This window comes from Type-D symbiont of Plautia stali, from assembly GCF_001485335.1.
Classification (GTDB): domain Bacteria; phylum Pseudomonadota; class Gammaproteobacteria; order Enterobacterales; family Enterobacteriaceae; genus Pantoea; species Pantoea vagans_C.
In genome coordinates this window covers 1-15116 of the sequence record NZ_BBOC01000100.1, presented here as the reverse complement: position 1 = coordinate 15116, position 15116 = coordinate 1, and the positions used below count along the sequence as shown (strand labels likewise).

Annotated in this window: 10 protein-coding genes; 2 read left to right on the top strand and 8 right to left on the bottom strand. The window is 39.5% G+C overall.

Annotated elements, in window-relative coordinates:
- Positions 1 to 157: 157 nt before the first annotated feature.
- Complete coding sequence (locus tag PSSD_RS28480) at positions 158 to 394, bottom strand: LuxR C-terminal-related transcriptional regulator (protein ID WP_369404327.1); 237 nt, start codon at positions 392 to 394, stop codon at positions 158 to 160.
- 565 nt (positions 395 to 959) lie between these two features.
- Here PSSD_RS28480 and PSSD_RS22665 point away from each other — a divergent pair.
- The gene (locus PSSD_RS22665) at positions 960 to 1583 is read left to right on the top strand and encodes a response regulator (protein WP_058973777.1); all 624 of its coding nucleotides are present in this window, start codon (positions 960 to 962) and stop codon (positions 1581 to 1583) included.
- A gap of 159 nt (positions 1584 to 1742) precedes the next feature.
- Complete coding sequence (locus PSSD_RS22660) at positions 1743 to 5159, top strand: transporter substrate-binding domain-containing protein (RefSeq protein WP_369404326.1); 3417 nt, start codon at positions 1743 to 1745, stop codon at positions 5157 to 5159.
- Between the two features lie 440 nt (positions 5160 to 5599).
- Here PSSD_RS22660 and PSSD_RS22655 read toward each other — a convergent pair whose 3' ends face one another.
- From PSSD_RS22655 to PSSD_RS22630, 7 genes are all read right to left on the bottom strand, one after another.
- Positions 5600 to 6559 carry a fimbrial protein gene (locus PSSD_RS22655; protein ID WP_058973775.1) on the bottom strand — a complete coding sequence of 320 codons (960 nt, stop codon included), beginning with the start codon at positions 6557 to 6559 and terminating at the stop codon, positions 5600 to 5602.
- A 9-nt stretch (positions 6560 to 6568) separates the two neighbouring features.
- Positions 6569 to 9187: a fimbria/pilus outer membrane usher protein gene (locus tag PSSD_RS22650; RefSeq protein ID WP_072215021.1), complete on the bottom strand. Its 2619-nt coding sequence runs from the start codon at positions 9185 to 9187 to the stop codon at positions 6569 to 6571.
- Between the two features lie 25 nt (positions 9188 to 9212).
- Positions 9213 to 9899, bottom strand: coding sequence for a fimbrial biogenesis chaperone (locus PSSD_RS22645; protein ID WP_064511477.1), 687 nt, complete (start codon positions 9897 to 9899; stop codon positions 9213 to 9215).
- 90 nt (positions 9900 to 9989) lie between these two features.
- The gene (locus PSSD_RS26825; RefSeq protein WP_235589274.1) at positions 9990 to 10517 is read right to left on the bottom strand and encodes a fimbrial protein; all 528 of its coding nucleotides are present in this window, start codon (positions 10515 to 10517) and stop codon (positions 9990 to 9992) included.
- A 373-nt stretch (positions 10518 to 10890) separates the two neighbouring features.
- Positions 10891 to 11829 carry a hypothetical protein gene (locus PSSD_RS22640; RefSeq protein WP_058973774.1) on the bottom strand — a complete coding sequence of 313 codons (939 nt, stop codon included), beginning with the start codon at positions 11827 to 11829 and terminating at the stop codon, positions 10891 to 10893.
- 44 nt (positions 11830 to 11873) lie between these two features.
- Complete coding sequence (locus PSSD_RS26820; protein WP_082672348.1) at positions 11874 to 13670, bottom strand: YadA family autotransporter adhesin; 1797 nt, start codon at positions 13668 to 13670, stop codon at positions 11874 to 11876.
- Between the two features lie 112 nt (positions 13671 to 13782).
- Positions 13783 to 14382 (bottom strand): helix-turn-helix transcriptional regulator, encoded by a 600-nt coding sequence (locus tag PSSD_RS22630; protein ID WP_058973772.1) that lies wholly within the window; start codon positions 14380 to 14382, stop codon positions 13783 to 13785.
- Positions 14383 to 15116: the final 734 nt, after the last annotated feature.

Here is a 15116-nt window from a genome sequence, read left to right as displayed (position 1 = left end):
CATAGTGTATTCTCGCGGCAGATGTTTTTAGAAATAAATAACGTATTTAATAAAGTGACCTCATGGTTAAATAAACGAGTAGATAATATTAATTCATAGTTATTTATAATTATCATTCCTACAAGGCAGGCTTGAGTAATTATTTTTAATGTTGTCTCTATAACATATTGATGTTATTACATCTTATTACATCAACAATGCTTTTTGCACCAATGCGGTCCAAGGCTGAATTTTTGTAATGACTTACCATCTTATAAGAAATATTTAACTCACGAGAAATCGATGTTATATCATACCCCTTAATTAATCTAAATATAACATCTATTTCATTTTTTGAGTACTTAGAAAGCGTTGAGTTTTTCTCGAAACAATAAGTAAAAAGATGATCAATCATACGCAAAAAAAATTTCCTGGACAAGGTTTTATCGTATACGAACAAATACCCTGCAGCTTCGTAAAAGTTATTGTATAATTGACAACCTCCGCATGATAATAAAATACATGAGCTTTTCACAAGAGTGGGAATGATAAAAGCCTTTGATATTTCGTAAGAAGATAATCCGGGCTCTTTGATTATGAGATCAAATTTATCACCACTATTGTGGCTTAACATCTCATCTACACCAGAAATTATTTTTACAGGGCATTCCATTTTGTGTTGAAGAATTAGTTCTTTAACCGCTATCTGCGTGTACCTACATTTTAATAAAAGTAGTATATTTAAATTCAAAACAGACCTCTCATTACCTGTAAATGTGCTAGAAATTACAGGCTTTATGATATCTCCAGATACTCATCGAAAGAAATTTAATAGTATTTTCCCCTGTAATGGAATGAGAATTTTCCTCGACTTCTTGTAGGAAGGGGACTACATAAGATTGAATTTTGTTGATTAATTTCGGAATTGAAGCAATATTATTATCAACTAACCCTGATTTTTTATTTTTAATGGTGCTTACATGTCTAGAGTATTAATCGTCGATGATCATCCTTTAGCCAGGATGGCGATTCAATTTATCATTGAAAATGAAGGGCATGACGTCGTTGCTGAAACAGGGGATGGCGTGGAAGCATTGCATCTAGTGGAAAAATTTCATCCTGACATAATAATTTTGGACATCGATATTATAAATTTAAGTGGGTTAGAGGTCGTACGTATATTGAGAAAAAGAAGTTTTCCTGGCATTATCATCATGATTTCAGCGAAAGCACCCGATTTCTACGCTTCCAGAAGTGCTCAGAACGGTGCTGATGGGTATATAAGTAAGAAGAATAATCTTCCGGAAATTGTGACTGCTATTAAAGCGGCGGAAAATGGATATGGATATTTTCCATTAAAACGCTATGATTCTCCTGAAAACAGGAAAGTGTATGACGATCAGGAACGACTGAGTATGCTTTCTGCTCAAGAGTTTGTTGTTTTTCAGCACATCATAAGAGGGTATGAAAACATAAAGATTGCTTCAATTATGAAGCTCAGCAATAAAACCATCAGTACCTATAAAACCCGATTGATGGAAAAGCTGGGATGTAAATCACAACTTGACCTTTTTGACTTTGCCCGAAGAAATGATTTGGAGTGATGATGGCACCATTAAAATTAACCATCCTTGTTTTTTTATTCTCCTATCCCCACATACCTATGCAGTTGAAGTGTTACAGACATTGAATATTTCAAGTCGCCATGACGACGAACGTATTACAGTAGATCTTGGAAGTGCAGAAAAAAATGGCTTGAAAATATTAGAAATATCCGGGTAGGCGTCTGGGGTGACGAAGCGCCGCCATACAGAATGTTTCCAAACTCAGACAGTTTTGAGGGTATTACTGCCGATTATACACGAATCATTCAAAATAGTTTAGGTGTTAATGCAAAAATAATCTATTTCAAAACACGAGGAGAGGCTATTCAGGCTCTTATTGAAAATAAAATAGATATAATGAGTGACATACCGGGTTATGTGGATGTTAAAAATAATAACCTCATTATCACCCAAGATTTTTCTGCTAGTTCTCTTGTAGTAGTTGCACGAGACAGTGCGGAAATCTCAAGCATGTCGGAAAAAGACATTTTGAAGATCGCTATAGCCATTAATGAGCCAAGTGATGCAGAAATAAAAAGGATATACCCTAAAGCCCAAATAATCAGATACTCCTCTGATAAGTCCGCCCTTTCATCAGTAGCTTTAGGAAAAAACAACCTCTACATTGGTAATATGATTGTAGCAGGTTTCATTATTGCACGTAATTACACTAATACTCTATCAATGACGGACATCCTGCCCTTTTATAGATCTGGGGCTCGTTACATCATTAGAAAATCTGATCCTGAACTTTTTTCTGCATTAAATGCGATTATGAGATCAATACCTATAGATCATCAGCATTATCTGCTTAGTCAATGGGGAGGATATCCTGACCCGTGGAGGTTTCAAAATCCCCTGGAGCTCTCCGGTCAGGAGAGAAAATGGCTTGAGCAAAAGAAAACAGTAAAAGTACTTGTGAATCCTTATTTAGCACCATACACAATAATTAACACTTCAGGAATGTTTCAAGGAATAACTGCAGATGTTCTCAGGATGATACATATGCGAACAGGAATTAATTTTATACCTGTAATTTCAACTTCTGTGGATGGAATGCTTGAAAACATAAATAACCGAAAAGGGGACTTCCTCGCTGCTATGACTATCAGTCAGCCACGAAGGGAAAAACTAAATTTTACGAGGCCTTATATAACTACACCATTTGTTCTTGTTGTTCCAGACACTCAAGGGGAAAATGTAAAATTAAATCAACATATAAAAGTGGCAACAACAAAAGATAATACTATTAATGGATTTTTAAGGGAAAAGTATCCTGCTGTCGAATTGTTAATGGCTGATAATATAATTCTGGCTATGGAAATGGTTGATGAAGGAAAAGCTGATGCCGCTGTTAATACTCAGTTAAGTACTGAGTATATGATAGAGCGATATTTCAAAGGTAAACTGAAAATTTCAGAAAAGATTTCAGAAGAACATGCTGAAATAAGTTTTGGCGTCAGGTGGGATCAACCAGAACTTTTCACGATCCTTGATAAGGCAGTCGCCGAGATTGAACCGCAAGACATGTCATTACTGGTTAATAAATGGCAGAACATGCCGGACTCTCTCACTGGGACATGGGAAAATTATAGTTTAAAGTTTTATGCGCTTTTAGGGATTGCAGCTGGTTTCATCATATTAATGTTTCTTTGGATATTATATAAAAATCAGCAGCATTCTAGAAAATATAAATCGCATAACTCAATGAAAAATCAAGTAAATTTCCTTGATAAATTACTTGATGCTTCTCCCACACCAGTTTATTTTGTTGATGAGAATTTTCAGATAGTCAAATTTAATAAAGCTTTTTCCAGTTTTTTTTCAGAGTATCCTGATATATCTTCAATCAGATCTATTTCTGATACGCGCCATCCACTTTATTCGCAAATTCCAGTTATTACTATTTCCATGCGAGGAGGGAATAACAAGGATGTTCCTTTTAAAAATAAGCTAAGGATATTTGATGGCAAAAACCATAAAATAGTCTCTCACTGGATAATTCCTGATGTTAATAAAAAGGGAGTCGTAACGGGGGTTATATGTGGATGGATTGATATTACTTTTTATGAAAATAATCTTAAAAGTTTAAACAACCAACGTCAGATTGCTGAGAGTGCAAGCCAGGCTAAAAGTTCCTATCTGGCAACCATTAGTCATGAAATACGTACTCAAATCAGTCCGATTCTTGGCGTTCTTGAACTTGAGATGATTCATAATCCTGAAAATGAAAACCTTAATATAGCATTTGAATCATCAAGAAATCTTCTTGAGTTGTTGGGTAACGTACTTGATATTGCAAAGATTGAACATGGAAAACTAGACCTTATTGCCACATGGTCCCCCCTGAAAAACATTGTAATTCCTGTAGTAAAAGTTTTTGAAGCGGTAGCTAACCAAAGAGGTAATGTTATTGTATACCATGATCATAACATTCATCCCGTGGAGGTGTTTCTCGATATTTCTCGTCTGAGGCAGGTGCTGTCAAATGTAATAAGTAATGCTGTTAAATTCACGGAACAGGGAACAATAAATGTTGAATTCAACTGTTCTTACACTAACCAGCATACTCTTACATTAAAGGTAGTAATAAACGACACCGGAATAGGCATCTCTGAAGCAGATCTTAAAGGAATATGCGAACCTTTCACTCAGGTAGGTAAAGGTAAGAATTTTAAAGGTTCTGGACTCGGTCTATCAATCAGTCGTCAAATTATTTCAGCTATGGATGGTGTTTTTGAAATAAATAGTATTCCTGATACGGGAACTTCCGTTCTAATAAAAATTACTGCTCCTGTCCGTCAGGCTGTACCATACACGCCCGGTGGGTTCTTATCTATTTTAGAAGAAAAGAGTTTACGGATTTTGATTGTTGATGATCATCCAGCCAGCAGATTAGTACTTATGCAGCAGCTCATCTCTTTGGGTCATAAGGTTACAGAATGTGTTTCCGCGGTAGACGCATTAAAACTTCTCAATGAAAACTATTTTGATGCTGTTTTCACAGACTGTAGCATGCCAGGGATGGACGGGTATACTTTTACTCAGGATTTACGTAGCTCAGGCAATGATTTAATGGTAATTGGTCTTACTGCCAGTGCTTTTATGTCAACAAGGATAAAATGTATAGAAGCCGGAATGAATGAATGTCTCTTCAAGCCGATTTCAATTTCACAACTTAAAGAGTCTTTATTGAACATACAATTGCTGAATACCAATTTTCCTCTTTCGGGGATTATCGATCTCAAGAAGATTTACACAATGATGCATGATAACGAAACAGCTATCTTTCAACTTTTGAAAAAAGTTGATGATGAGAATACAAAAGATTTGATACTGGCTAAAAATCTTCTCATCCAAAAAGACTGGGTAAACCTCTCCAGATGTATACACCGTATTAGTGGCGGAGCCCAAATAATACATTGTAACGTTATTGACCAGTTGTGTAAAAAAATTGAGATGTTTTGTACTTCCCCTTCTTTCGAACATGACATTGAAAAAGCTATAAGTCGTCTCGAATTGAAACTAAAAGTGCTTCATTCTGCGATAAATAACTTCCTGAATGAATTAAAATAGTTTATCTCAGGCCCTCTTTAATACAGGGGGCGTCCTCTCTCTGGATAAAGTAGAGCGAGACTATTATATCAGGTTAGTCTAAAAAAACGGCTGTAGTGTTATCGAGAGTTGAGGTGGAATCATTGTTGCTAACAACACGATAGAATAATTTTTAAGGCATCATAAAGTATCATTTAGCTATCACATGCTGTTCAAATTTAGCAAGCGAAATGCCATTCACAGACTAATTAATTTTAAGAAATTATTAAAAAAATATTTAGCGAGGGCCACTTTTAGTTGGCCACTACTAAACCAACTTTGTTCAATCGGACATCTAATCTTTACAACTTCCGAATAGTACAGGGAATTATCTTTTCGGGATTCTGTTTCTTCTTGACGCGGCATCTAGTTACCGCAATAGACATGTCGTCCGATACTAATATTAATCCTATTAGCACGCATTAGTTATATGTCATCGTAAAAGTAGCAGTCGCATTTGCCTGGCCAGCCACCACTGGATTGGTCGTTTGATAATAACGTGCTGTCAAGGGTACATTATAGGTGCCGGCAGTTCCAACACTGCCAATCGTAATAATTTCTCCGAATGAAACGGGTGAGTTTTTGTATAAAAGCTGAACTCCAACCCCTGAAGCAGTTATGCCAGATGGTGAAGGATTGAGTGCAATGACGCCGGCGGCTCCAGAACTGTCTCTGGTCGCATCCAGAGTTATATTGACTCGTGTCTGAATATCACAGTCAAGAGGTATGTTAAAATTTCTAGTTGCAACGGTGCTACCAATTCCGGAAAAGGCTGTGTTCAATACGTTCCCCATCGAAACGTTTATAGACGTACTGATAACTGAGCAGGCAACCGGCACTATATTATTAGTTCCTGTAAGATCTACTCTCGCATAATAAAAGTTATCCTTTACCGCCGCCCGGGCAAGTGTACCTGTTCTGATGCTCCCGGAACCGACTCCACTGGCCGCCGTCTTGATCAACTCTGCTTTAATGCCCTCACCGGGTATAATTACGTAGGCGTTTGCACCAAAACCTGTTTCATAGGGCAAGAGTCTGTTTGACGCCGGCACATTAGTAAGCCTAATCCCTATACCAGCAATATTTGTACTGTAAATCCTATCACCTACTCCACTTAGCGTAGTAAAATCAGTGATCCACTGATTTCTCCATGATACATCGCAACCTGCGAGCGTACTGCCCCCCTGAAAAGACCCCGTTACCTGCGTTGCAAGTACAGTCCCAATCGGTGTGTCTCTCTGTACCCTGACTGTACCAAATGAGATGTTTTTTACTACTTCTGATGTTAATCCTGATGCATAGTTGCATTTTGCTTCTGTCAATTTGGAATAGCTGCAAATGAAGCTTATGAACAAGGTTATAAGCATTCTGATACACTTCATGGATAATCCTTATTTACATGAAAACGGCGACGTCATTATGACTGAGGAATTGCCAGAGGATGAGAGATGAAAATCTGTAATGCACTTTTGTTCGCGGGACTCGCCCCAGCTCACATTCAGCTTGCCTTGGGGCGGTATCCCACTCAGATAAACCTGACCATTCGGCCCGACAATACTGGCATTCGCAGAAGTTGCACCCGGCTGAACCAGAGAAACAGAGGACCCGAAAGGTACTGGCTGGCCATCATGGACAAGATTAAATAGAACACGGCTTCCAACACGTGTATTAAAATTCGCAACTACCAAGGCGCCATTGGTTGGTACGACAGTCTGACTATTGGTCTCTATGTCTATATTGTCAGCAAACGTTTCAGTATCAAGTGCGATTCGATTCTTGCGATAAGTGCTAACATAAGGAACGACAGTATAACCACGCCAGTCGGTTCTGACGCCTGTATTATTAAGTACTTTTACATCAGCAGCCCCTGGCGCGCGAACAAGAGCCATAGTGTCACCCGACTGTTGTGAAAATGTCACTCCGTATTGATGCAGCACAACACCACCCTGAACGCCATAATTTACCTGCTGAATATTAGGTGCGTAGCTATATCCTGCTTCTGCTACTCCATAGGTGCCCTTGTAACTGGCATTAGCATTCCCACTTGCTCCTCTCCCTGCACTGGTGTAACCCTGCTGAACGTTATAACTAAGATTATTGTCGGCCAGTGCCGTTCCCCCCAAACCAGCTTGCTGACTGACCTGACCATTTCGGTTTATATTCATACTGTAACTGGCCCAACTATCATGCAACCACTTGCTCAGTGGCACCTGAAAACTCAGTGCTATCTGCCTGTCACCCGTGATACTTACCGGGGACTCAACATAGGCATAACTAAGTCTGTATGTTATACCACTGTAGCTGAAATTATAACCAGCACTGAGGTTCCTTTCATACCCTTCTTTTTTCCAGTAATCCTGCTGATATGCTGAAAGATATACATTTCCATATTCATTTAACGTCTGGTTTAAAGTGATTTCTGCACGACTACGTTTATTATAATTAAACCTTGAGTCTCGACCAGTGTACAAACCTGATTCATTTGCCTCCTGATAGTCGTAAAATCCGCTGGTAGAGTATCTGTAGCCTGCTACCGTAAAAGAAGTATTTGTTGAAACGAAATCCTTAGCGTACTGAAATCTGTATGAAACACCCTTATGAGTTTTTTCGTGATTTAATTCAGTTCTCGCCTGAGTTAAGTCGAATGAAATAGAACCCAGGTTACCAAGGCCTTTGCCTAAACCAAGCACCTGCGCTTTATAATCCTCAGAAAATAAAAGTCCACCATATACGGTCGATTCGTATGGTAATCCATAAATAATCGTGCTGTGCGTGAAGTTTGGTGTTTTTGCCTGAGCAATTAAACTGCGAAATTTTCCCGCAGTGATGGCGTATTTCAATCTTCCTTCACGCAACATAACAGGGACAGCTGAAAAAGGTTGCGAAAAATGACGCTCCCTACCATCTGCCTCCCTGATTGTGACATCTAAATCACCACTTGCAGACGTTGGATAGAGGTCAGTAATAGTAAACGCGCCAGGAGGGACATAGGCCTGATAAATGACGTAACCGTTCTGACGTACGGTGACCTGAGCATTGCTCTGGGCGATGCCTCTTACGACAGGAGCGAACCCTTTCTGACTATCTGGATACATATTGTCATCTGATGCCAGTTGGAAACCTCTGAACTGAAAGCTGTCAAACATGTCTCCAGGAGTAGCGCTGTCCCCTATTGTCAGTTGTCCTTTCACAGACTGTATGTCACGTTGAAGATAGGTACTCGCACTATCCCAGTTATGTTCGCTTCCATTTCCACCATATGTTGAGTAATTACGAAAACGCCATGCTCCTAAATTCAGGCCAGATCTAAGATTCAGATAATAGCTGTTGCTGCCAACATTATCCCTGTCTACTCCTGAAATACCGCGATACCTAGATTCAGAACTGTTTGCACCGCTGAATGTATAGTTGACGATGGCAGCGGGAATACCCTGATCCCATTGAGAAGGAGAAACATAATCTCTGACTTCTGATTTAAGAGATGCTTGAGGAAAACTCAGAAAAAGGCTCTGGTCAGAAAATTCAAAATGACTTGAAGCAGACGGAATAAATTCTGAGAGGTTACTTATAAGTAAATCTTCTGGTTTTTTTCTCAGTTGCGGAAAAGCTTCAACTCTTACACCGAGTTTTTCTAACTGTTTTGGTGTTAAAAGCGGTTTTAGCGTACCTTTATCCTGAACGAATTTCACTTTCCGAGTGTCAACAAAATCACCATTTAAATACAGATCAACGATATAATCCCCAGGAATTTGACTGTCATCATAAAGATAGCGATCAATCTCGGACAAACTTTGTGAGCCTCCGGGAAGTTCAAGTGCTGCAGGGTTAAAGTAATCTTTCGACGACACCTGAAAAGGTGTGAATGAAATAAAAATAATTAGTGCGGGTGCAGTTAAATGAATTTTTCCGTATGTTAACCACCCCAATCCTTGGGTTGTTATATTATTATTTACGACCAAGATACATGAAATAGGATGAAAGCATTTAAATTTTTTGATTAAAAAATGCATGATTGGTAGGCTCTGTTACAAAATTTTAAACTGAATTGCACTTTGCGTTTTCTGGTGTCGTTATCCCACCGAAATCGTTTATAGCCTGCCAGCTGACAGAATTTACCCCCCTTTCATGTAAAGGAAACGGTTTTTTGTCATATGGCCCAAGAGTTCCAGCGTTATTAACCTCCTTTCCATTCAATTTTACTGAGTAAAATGCAATGTAAAAAGGAGTGGGATTATAAACTTCGATGGTTTCTCCACGACACTTAAAGATAAGCTTTTGATAAGCCTCCATAGGATCACCCTTTATACCTTCAGGTCGGTAAATGAGTTTTATCCGTGTCTTTACTGAAATAAGTAACTGATTCTTTTCTAGCTCGGATGTCGATGGGATCGATTTTATATTTATCCAGTACTGTGACTCACGATCGCTGGATAAACGACCACCTGTAAAGATTATCCTGAGTGTATTTTCTTGGCCTGCATTCAGACGAAATAAAGGTGGTGTAATAATGAAAGGTGCCTGGCTTTCGTGTGTGGATTCTTTTTCAACCCAAGACTGTATCAGATAAGGTGTAACTTTATCAGGGTTGATGACTGAAATGGACGCTTCTTTTTTCCTACTATCATAAATCACTCTAGTCCCACCAATAATAACACCTGCGATAGATGACTTTGCTATCATCACAGATAATATAATGATGGTTATCTTCTCTTTTTTAATCACGCTATCATTTCCAGAGTAAATTTAAATAGAATTCGGAGCTCCGGTGTTATCATCTGGAGCTCCGTAAATGTTTTTTAATTTTTACATGTGCTAATTATATGTGACTGTGAAATTACTTACTGCATTTGCCGTTCCTGCTGTTACCGTCGCAGAAGTGGAAACATATTTGGCAATAAAACTAAAGGTAGTATTAGCTGTAGTAGAAAGGGTTTTGCTGGCTGATGCCGTCGCAACAGGGATCTGTGTTGTACCATCAGCCTCATAAATACCTACGCCTACACCTGTTGCCACTCCGGTCCCCGAAGTGAGGGCTATCAGAGTACTGTTAGAAGCGTCAGCAGGTCCGTCAAATTTTATTCTGGCTGTTGAAGCAGAGGCAGGGCATTGTGTCAAAACAATATTAAATTTTGTTGGACTCGACTGGCTCCCTGCTGCAGTAAAATTTGTCGAACTGACGGTACCCAATGCTACCGTCTGATTTGCGCTTCCTGGTGTAACTTTACAGGTGGCATCTGTAATTGTCCCGGTGAAATTAATAGTGCCGTCCGCTGCAAATGTTGCAAAAGTCGAAAAGGACAAAGCAAGTAGCAAGGCTCGTGCTGACATTTTCTTAATCAATGGAAATCCCTCTTTTCTCATCTTAAATATTTGTGTTTAATTGCTGAGGTGCCAGCATAAATTTTATACACATCCCACAAGGAAACCATAATTTCACATGAATGAAATTATGGTTTATGAAAAAATACACATATATAAACCAGCAGTCCCTTGCCGGAATAGGATGCATCCCGCATCATTATTTACTCACGCACCCTTCACGAAGTAATATTCTAATTTGTATTTTTTTGTTTTTCTATGAGAGCTTTCTTCGTTAGTGTGTAGTACCTGGATTACAAATCTCTTTTAATTAACGATATGTAATGCTACAAAAGATTTTTTGTTTTTTAATTAGTATTATTAACATTTTCAGGTTTTCATTGTCAGAATTATTTCATTCCTTTCTGGTCCCCTCATTGTTACTGTTCTCCGAATTGTAAAGGTCTCCAGTTTTTATGAAATATTCCTTTCCCATGATCTCCCCATGAGCGAGCCAGTTTATTCCACGAAACGTTAGATAAACGTTCCCTTCATTACGTATTACACGATAACCATTATCTGTGTAGAAGTTATAATTCCCGTTGTCATACTGAGTGAGGTGGTAAGCATCTGCGTCAGGGTAATATAGTTCCTGAACTCTTTTTAAATAAAGGGGTGCTCGTGCAGCAAACTCTTCGGATGCCTTTTTCTCATACTCATCCAGAGTCAAACCAGGTGTTTTACTCAGACTTTGAGCTATTGAGGCATACAGCTCTGCATTGGCTCTGAGAATTGATAATTTTACTGACATGAGTTCAAAAGCTTTCGGCTTATCAAACACATCATGTTTTATTGTATTTACAATGGTTTTCCGATTTACAACCTCTCGTACCTTTTGGGTCTGAGTTACAAAAATTCCATCTTTGTTAATTGGGTCCATTGCGCTTTGTGCTATCCATGCGGCGCAGGTTTGTATACGCTTCACCTGATCATCATTTACTAACAAGGAGAGAGCATTCCCTTGTTCGGGAATAGTTGTGGGGTCTATTCCATCTTTGCGAATTGACGATAAAACACGTTCTTTAGTGACTTGATTACGTGCCAATACGCATATTCTCTGAATAACTGATATATCAAATTTTTCGTCTAAAGTGGGAGACAGGCGGCTTACAGCATGCTGAATTACAGGTAAAGTAGAATAGTCAATTAGCGGCTTATGAATATTATTTATCTCTTCTTTCGGAAGTTGGTTAGACGAAGGCTTAGGTTTATCCTGCATACTTTTTAAAGCAATTTGATCGCAACCAGTGCTCAATATTAACATCAGCACTAAAGATAATTTCTTGATGAACATTTCATTCCCCAAACTTGCGGAGGCAGGTAGCCTCCGCAGTAATGTCAGAACTGAAAACCAGCGCCGACGCCCATGCTCCAGTCATCCTGAGTGTTGGTGCTGATACTTGCTTTAGTTATCCAACGACCACTTTCGGAACGATGAGAGAGTCCCAAAGCTAAACCAGCCTCACTCTGATACGCACCGGCTCCCATAGAAACCATACTTGCATCAGCGTCCGCCGGTTGAGGCAAGTTTGCCATGGCCATTGCACTAGCAATACCGGCACCCAACATTTTCTTCTGTTGGTTAATATCATTTTTTAGCTCGCCATAGCGTCTGTCAGTATATGCGTTAGCTCCTGCTCCGGCATTAGCAACACTATTATTGAGCTGATTAAGGTTTACAGCATCAGTGCCCTGGGTTGCTTCCGCAACATTAGTAATTTGTCTTTCATTACCCTGGCTGCCCACCGATACACTGTTTTCACGGTCTGTAACCGAATTGGAACCAAGAGCGACTGAGTTGTTGTGTACAGCGCGCGCGTTGTTGCCAAGTGCAGAGGCGTTACTTGCTGTAGCACTGGCACCAGGTCCCGCAGCGATACTATCCATCCCCGATGCTGACGGTGCAGGTGCTCCCCTACTGTTCTCGACCTGGAACATACCGCTTTTGCCCTGTTCCAACTGTGTTAGGCGAGTATTTGACTGTCCAACACTTGCATTGACATTAGCAATCGAATCGTCCGTATATTGCTTGGACTCCGCTACAGCACCGTCAAGCTGACGCACATTCACGGCATCATTGGCCTGTATCCCATCAGCTACATTACTTACAGTACGAGTTTCCCCGGTAGCTGCGTTTCCAACGGAAACTGTTCCGACACTGTTATTAGTCGCATTGGAATATTTCCCGGTATAGCTTTCTGCGCCCCGGTTTCCATCTGAGGCATTGGCACCAATTGCTACGCTTCCTGAAGCCTGAGCCTGGGCCCCATTACCCATTGCGATAGCATTCTCTCCAGATGCCTGGGCAGATGTACCAATTGCCAGTGAATTAGTACCGCTAGCAACAGAATCTGGCCCTGATGAATTTGTCCTGAAATATTTTACAGAAAGATTACCTGTATTTACGACGTTTTCGACATTTGTAACCCGACCATCCAGATTAGAGATATCGGAAGTGTTCTGATCTACTCGCCCACCTAAATTTGAAATATTCGAAGTGTTTTGATCTACTTGATCACCTACAGCGCGAAGTTGTTGAACGTTTACCGCATCATTATTACTGGTGCCAGCAGCAACTCCTGTTATTTTTCTGTTTCCCGAAGCTGTTCCAACCCCAATTTCACCAATTGAAGTTTGCCCGTCGGAAAGACGATAGGCACTGTAGCCTGACTGAGCTCCAACGGTTGTTACTGAGTCCGCACCTAATGCAACGCTGTTACCAAAAGACGCACGCGCGCCATTTCCAAGAGCCGTTGAGTCAGTTGCGGTTGCATTTGCCTGTGAACCAACCACTGTACTTCGGACTCCTCCTGCTGTTGTCTGCCGACCTATGGAAACAGAGTTATCAGCAGTAGCATTAGAAGCATCACCGATTGCAATACCGAAGTTATCTGCAGTAGAACCAGTACCAGCACCAATCGCGATAGAGAAGGATCCGCAAGTTGCGTTTCCAGCAGATCCATCTCCTACTTGTGCAAGATCAACACAAGTACCGGCAAATACTTTAAAAGATGATAAAAATAAAATACCTGCCAGAGAAGCGTGAGACATATTTAAACGAAAAATTTTTTGATGACATGAAGAAGGTAGTGCAGCGTCATCATTAGCTGATGAAAAGGTTTTTGATAGCATCATAATTTAATTGGATTTACCAACCTCCGGATAGTTATAGATAAAGGCGTATGCTTTAAAAGATAATTGGAATAGGACTCCATTTCTATTAGAAGGAATAAGTTTTAAATATCTTCTAAAATAGTGATGATGAGTTTGCTATTTTGTGTATTAGACCACCTCCTCCGCTGGCAATATCAATAATGCTTTTGGCACCAGTTTTATAAAGTGCAGAATTCTTGTAATGACTTACCATTTTGTAAGAAATATTTAGTTCAGATGAAATGTATTTCATATTTTCACCTCGTAGGAGTCGATATAAAATCTCACGTTCCTTTTTGGAGTAACTAATCCTTCTTATGGCATTTTTCTTATTTCTGTACCCGTAGTCGAAGATAACCCTCTGAAGATCTTGAAAAGTTGTTTTGTTAGCCAATAAGTAGTGGAAACCTGCACGTTTGTAAAAATTTTTTTCGGTCTGGCTTATGTTATCTACAAGGATAATAGATCTGCAATCAATAGATTGAGGAATCATCAAGGCTTCAGAGACCTCTAAAGGATAACGGCCACTCTCTGTTATAACGACATCAATCTCATTATTACCCTCTATGTATGAAATATCATTAAGATCAGATATTACTTTAAAGTAATTACTTTCATTCGAACGATAAAAAAGTTCTTTTAACCCAATTACTGTATAGTTGCATTTTATAAGCAGCAAGATATTTATAGTCACTACCAACCCCTTCTGAGGCAACATGCTTTTTTGTTACCAAGCCGCCACGCTCTATTAACCCAAAAAAAACATCTGTCTTTGATGAAAGAAAAACATAAACATTAAATTATTTGTAAAGATATACTCTAACGGGAAAAATGGAATAAGATATTTCGTCGGGGTGTCGTAGGATTGAGCCTACACAGTCAAAGGCTATAAGCTTATTAATACTCTTTGCGCTTATGCAGGTTACTTATCTTATTAATAAAGAATAAGTAAATGCTATCTCTTAACAGGTTGCTATAATAAATCTGTCGATGATTATGGCGTAGGGAATAACTCACTGATTTAAATAAATAACGTGTCATTTAGTTAGCAGGCTATTTAATGCTTTTTAACATTTGTCTGCCGTTACTCCGGCTGTGAAGGCGTGTACTTACACCGGCGGGGCTCTGTTGTAATAGTTGATGACCTACTCCGGCCAGATTAATACACCGTGATGTTAGTAATCTCTGCGTAAGTCCCATGAGGGTTTAGTCATCAAGAAGCTCTTTCCGACGAACAGATTGTCAAGGCCCAGATTCAATATTTCATCATTTCACTCTGTCACAGCATATTATTTCAGACGCCGCCTTTTATACCTGTTGCAAAAGGTCCACGAGGGCCCCGAAGTCAAGTCGCTCTCGTCCTGAAAGAGGAGAATGGTAGCTTTAAGATGTTGATCGACGTACCTGTTCAGTATAACTAGGTGCTTT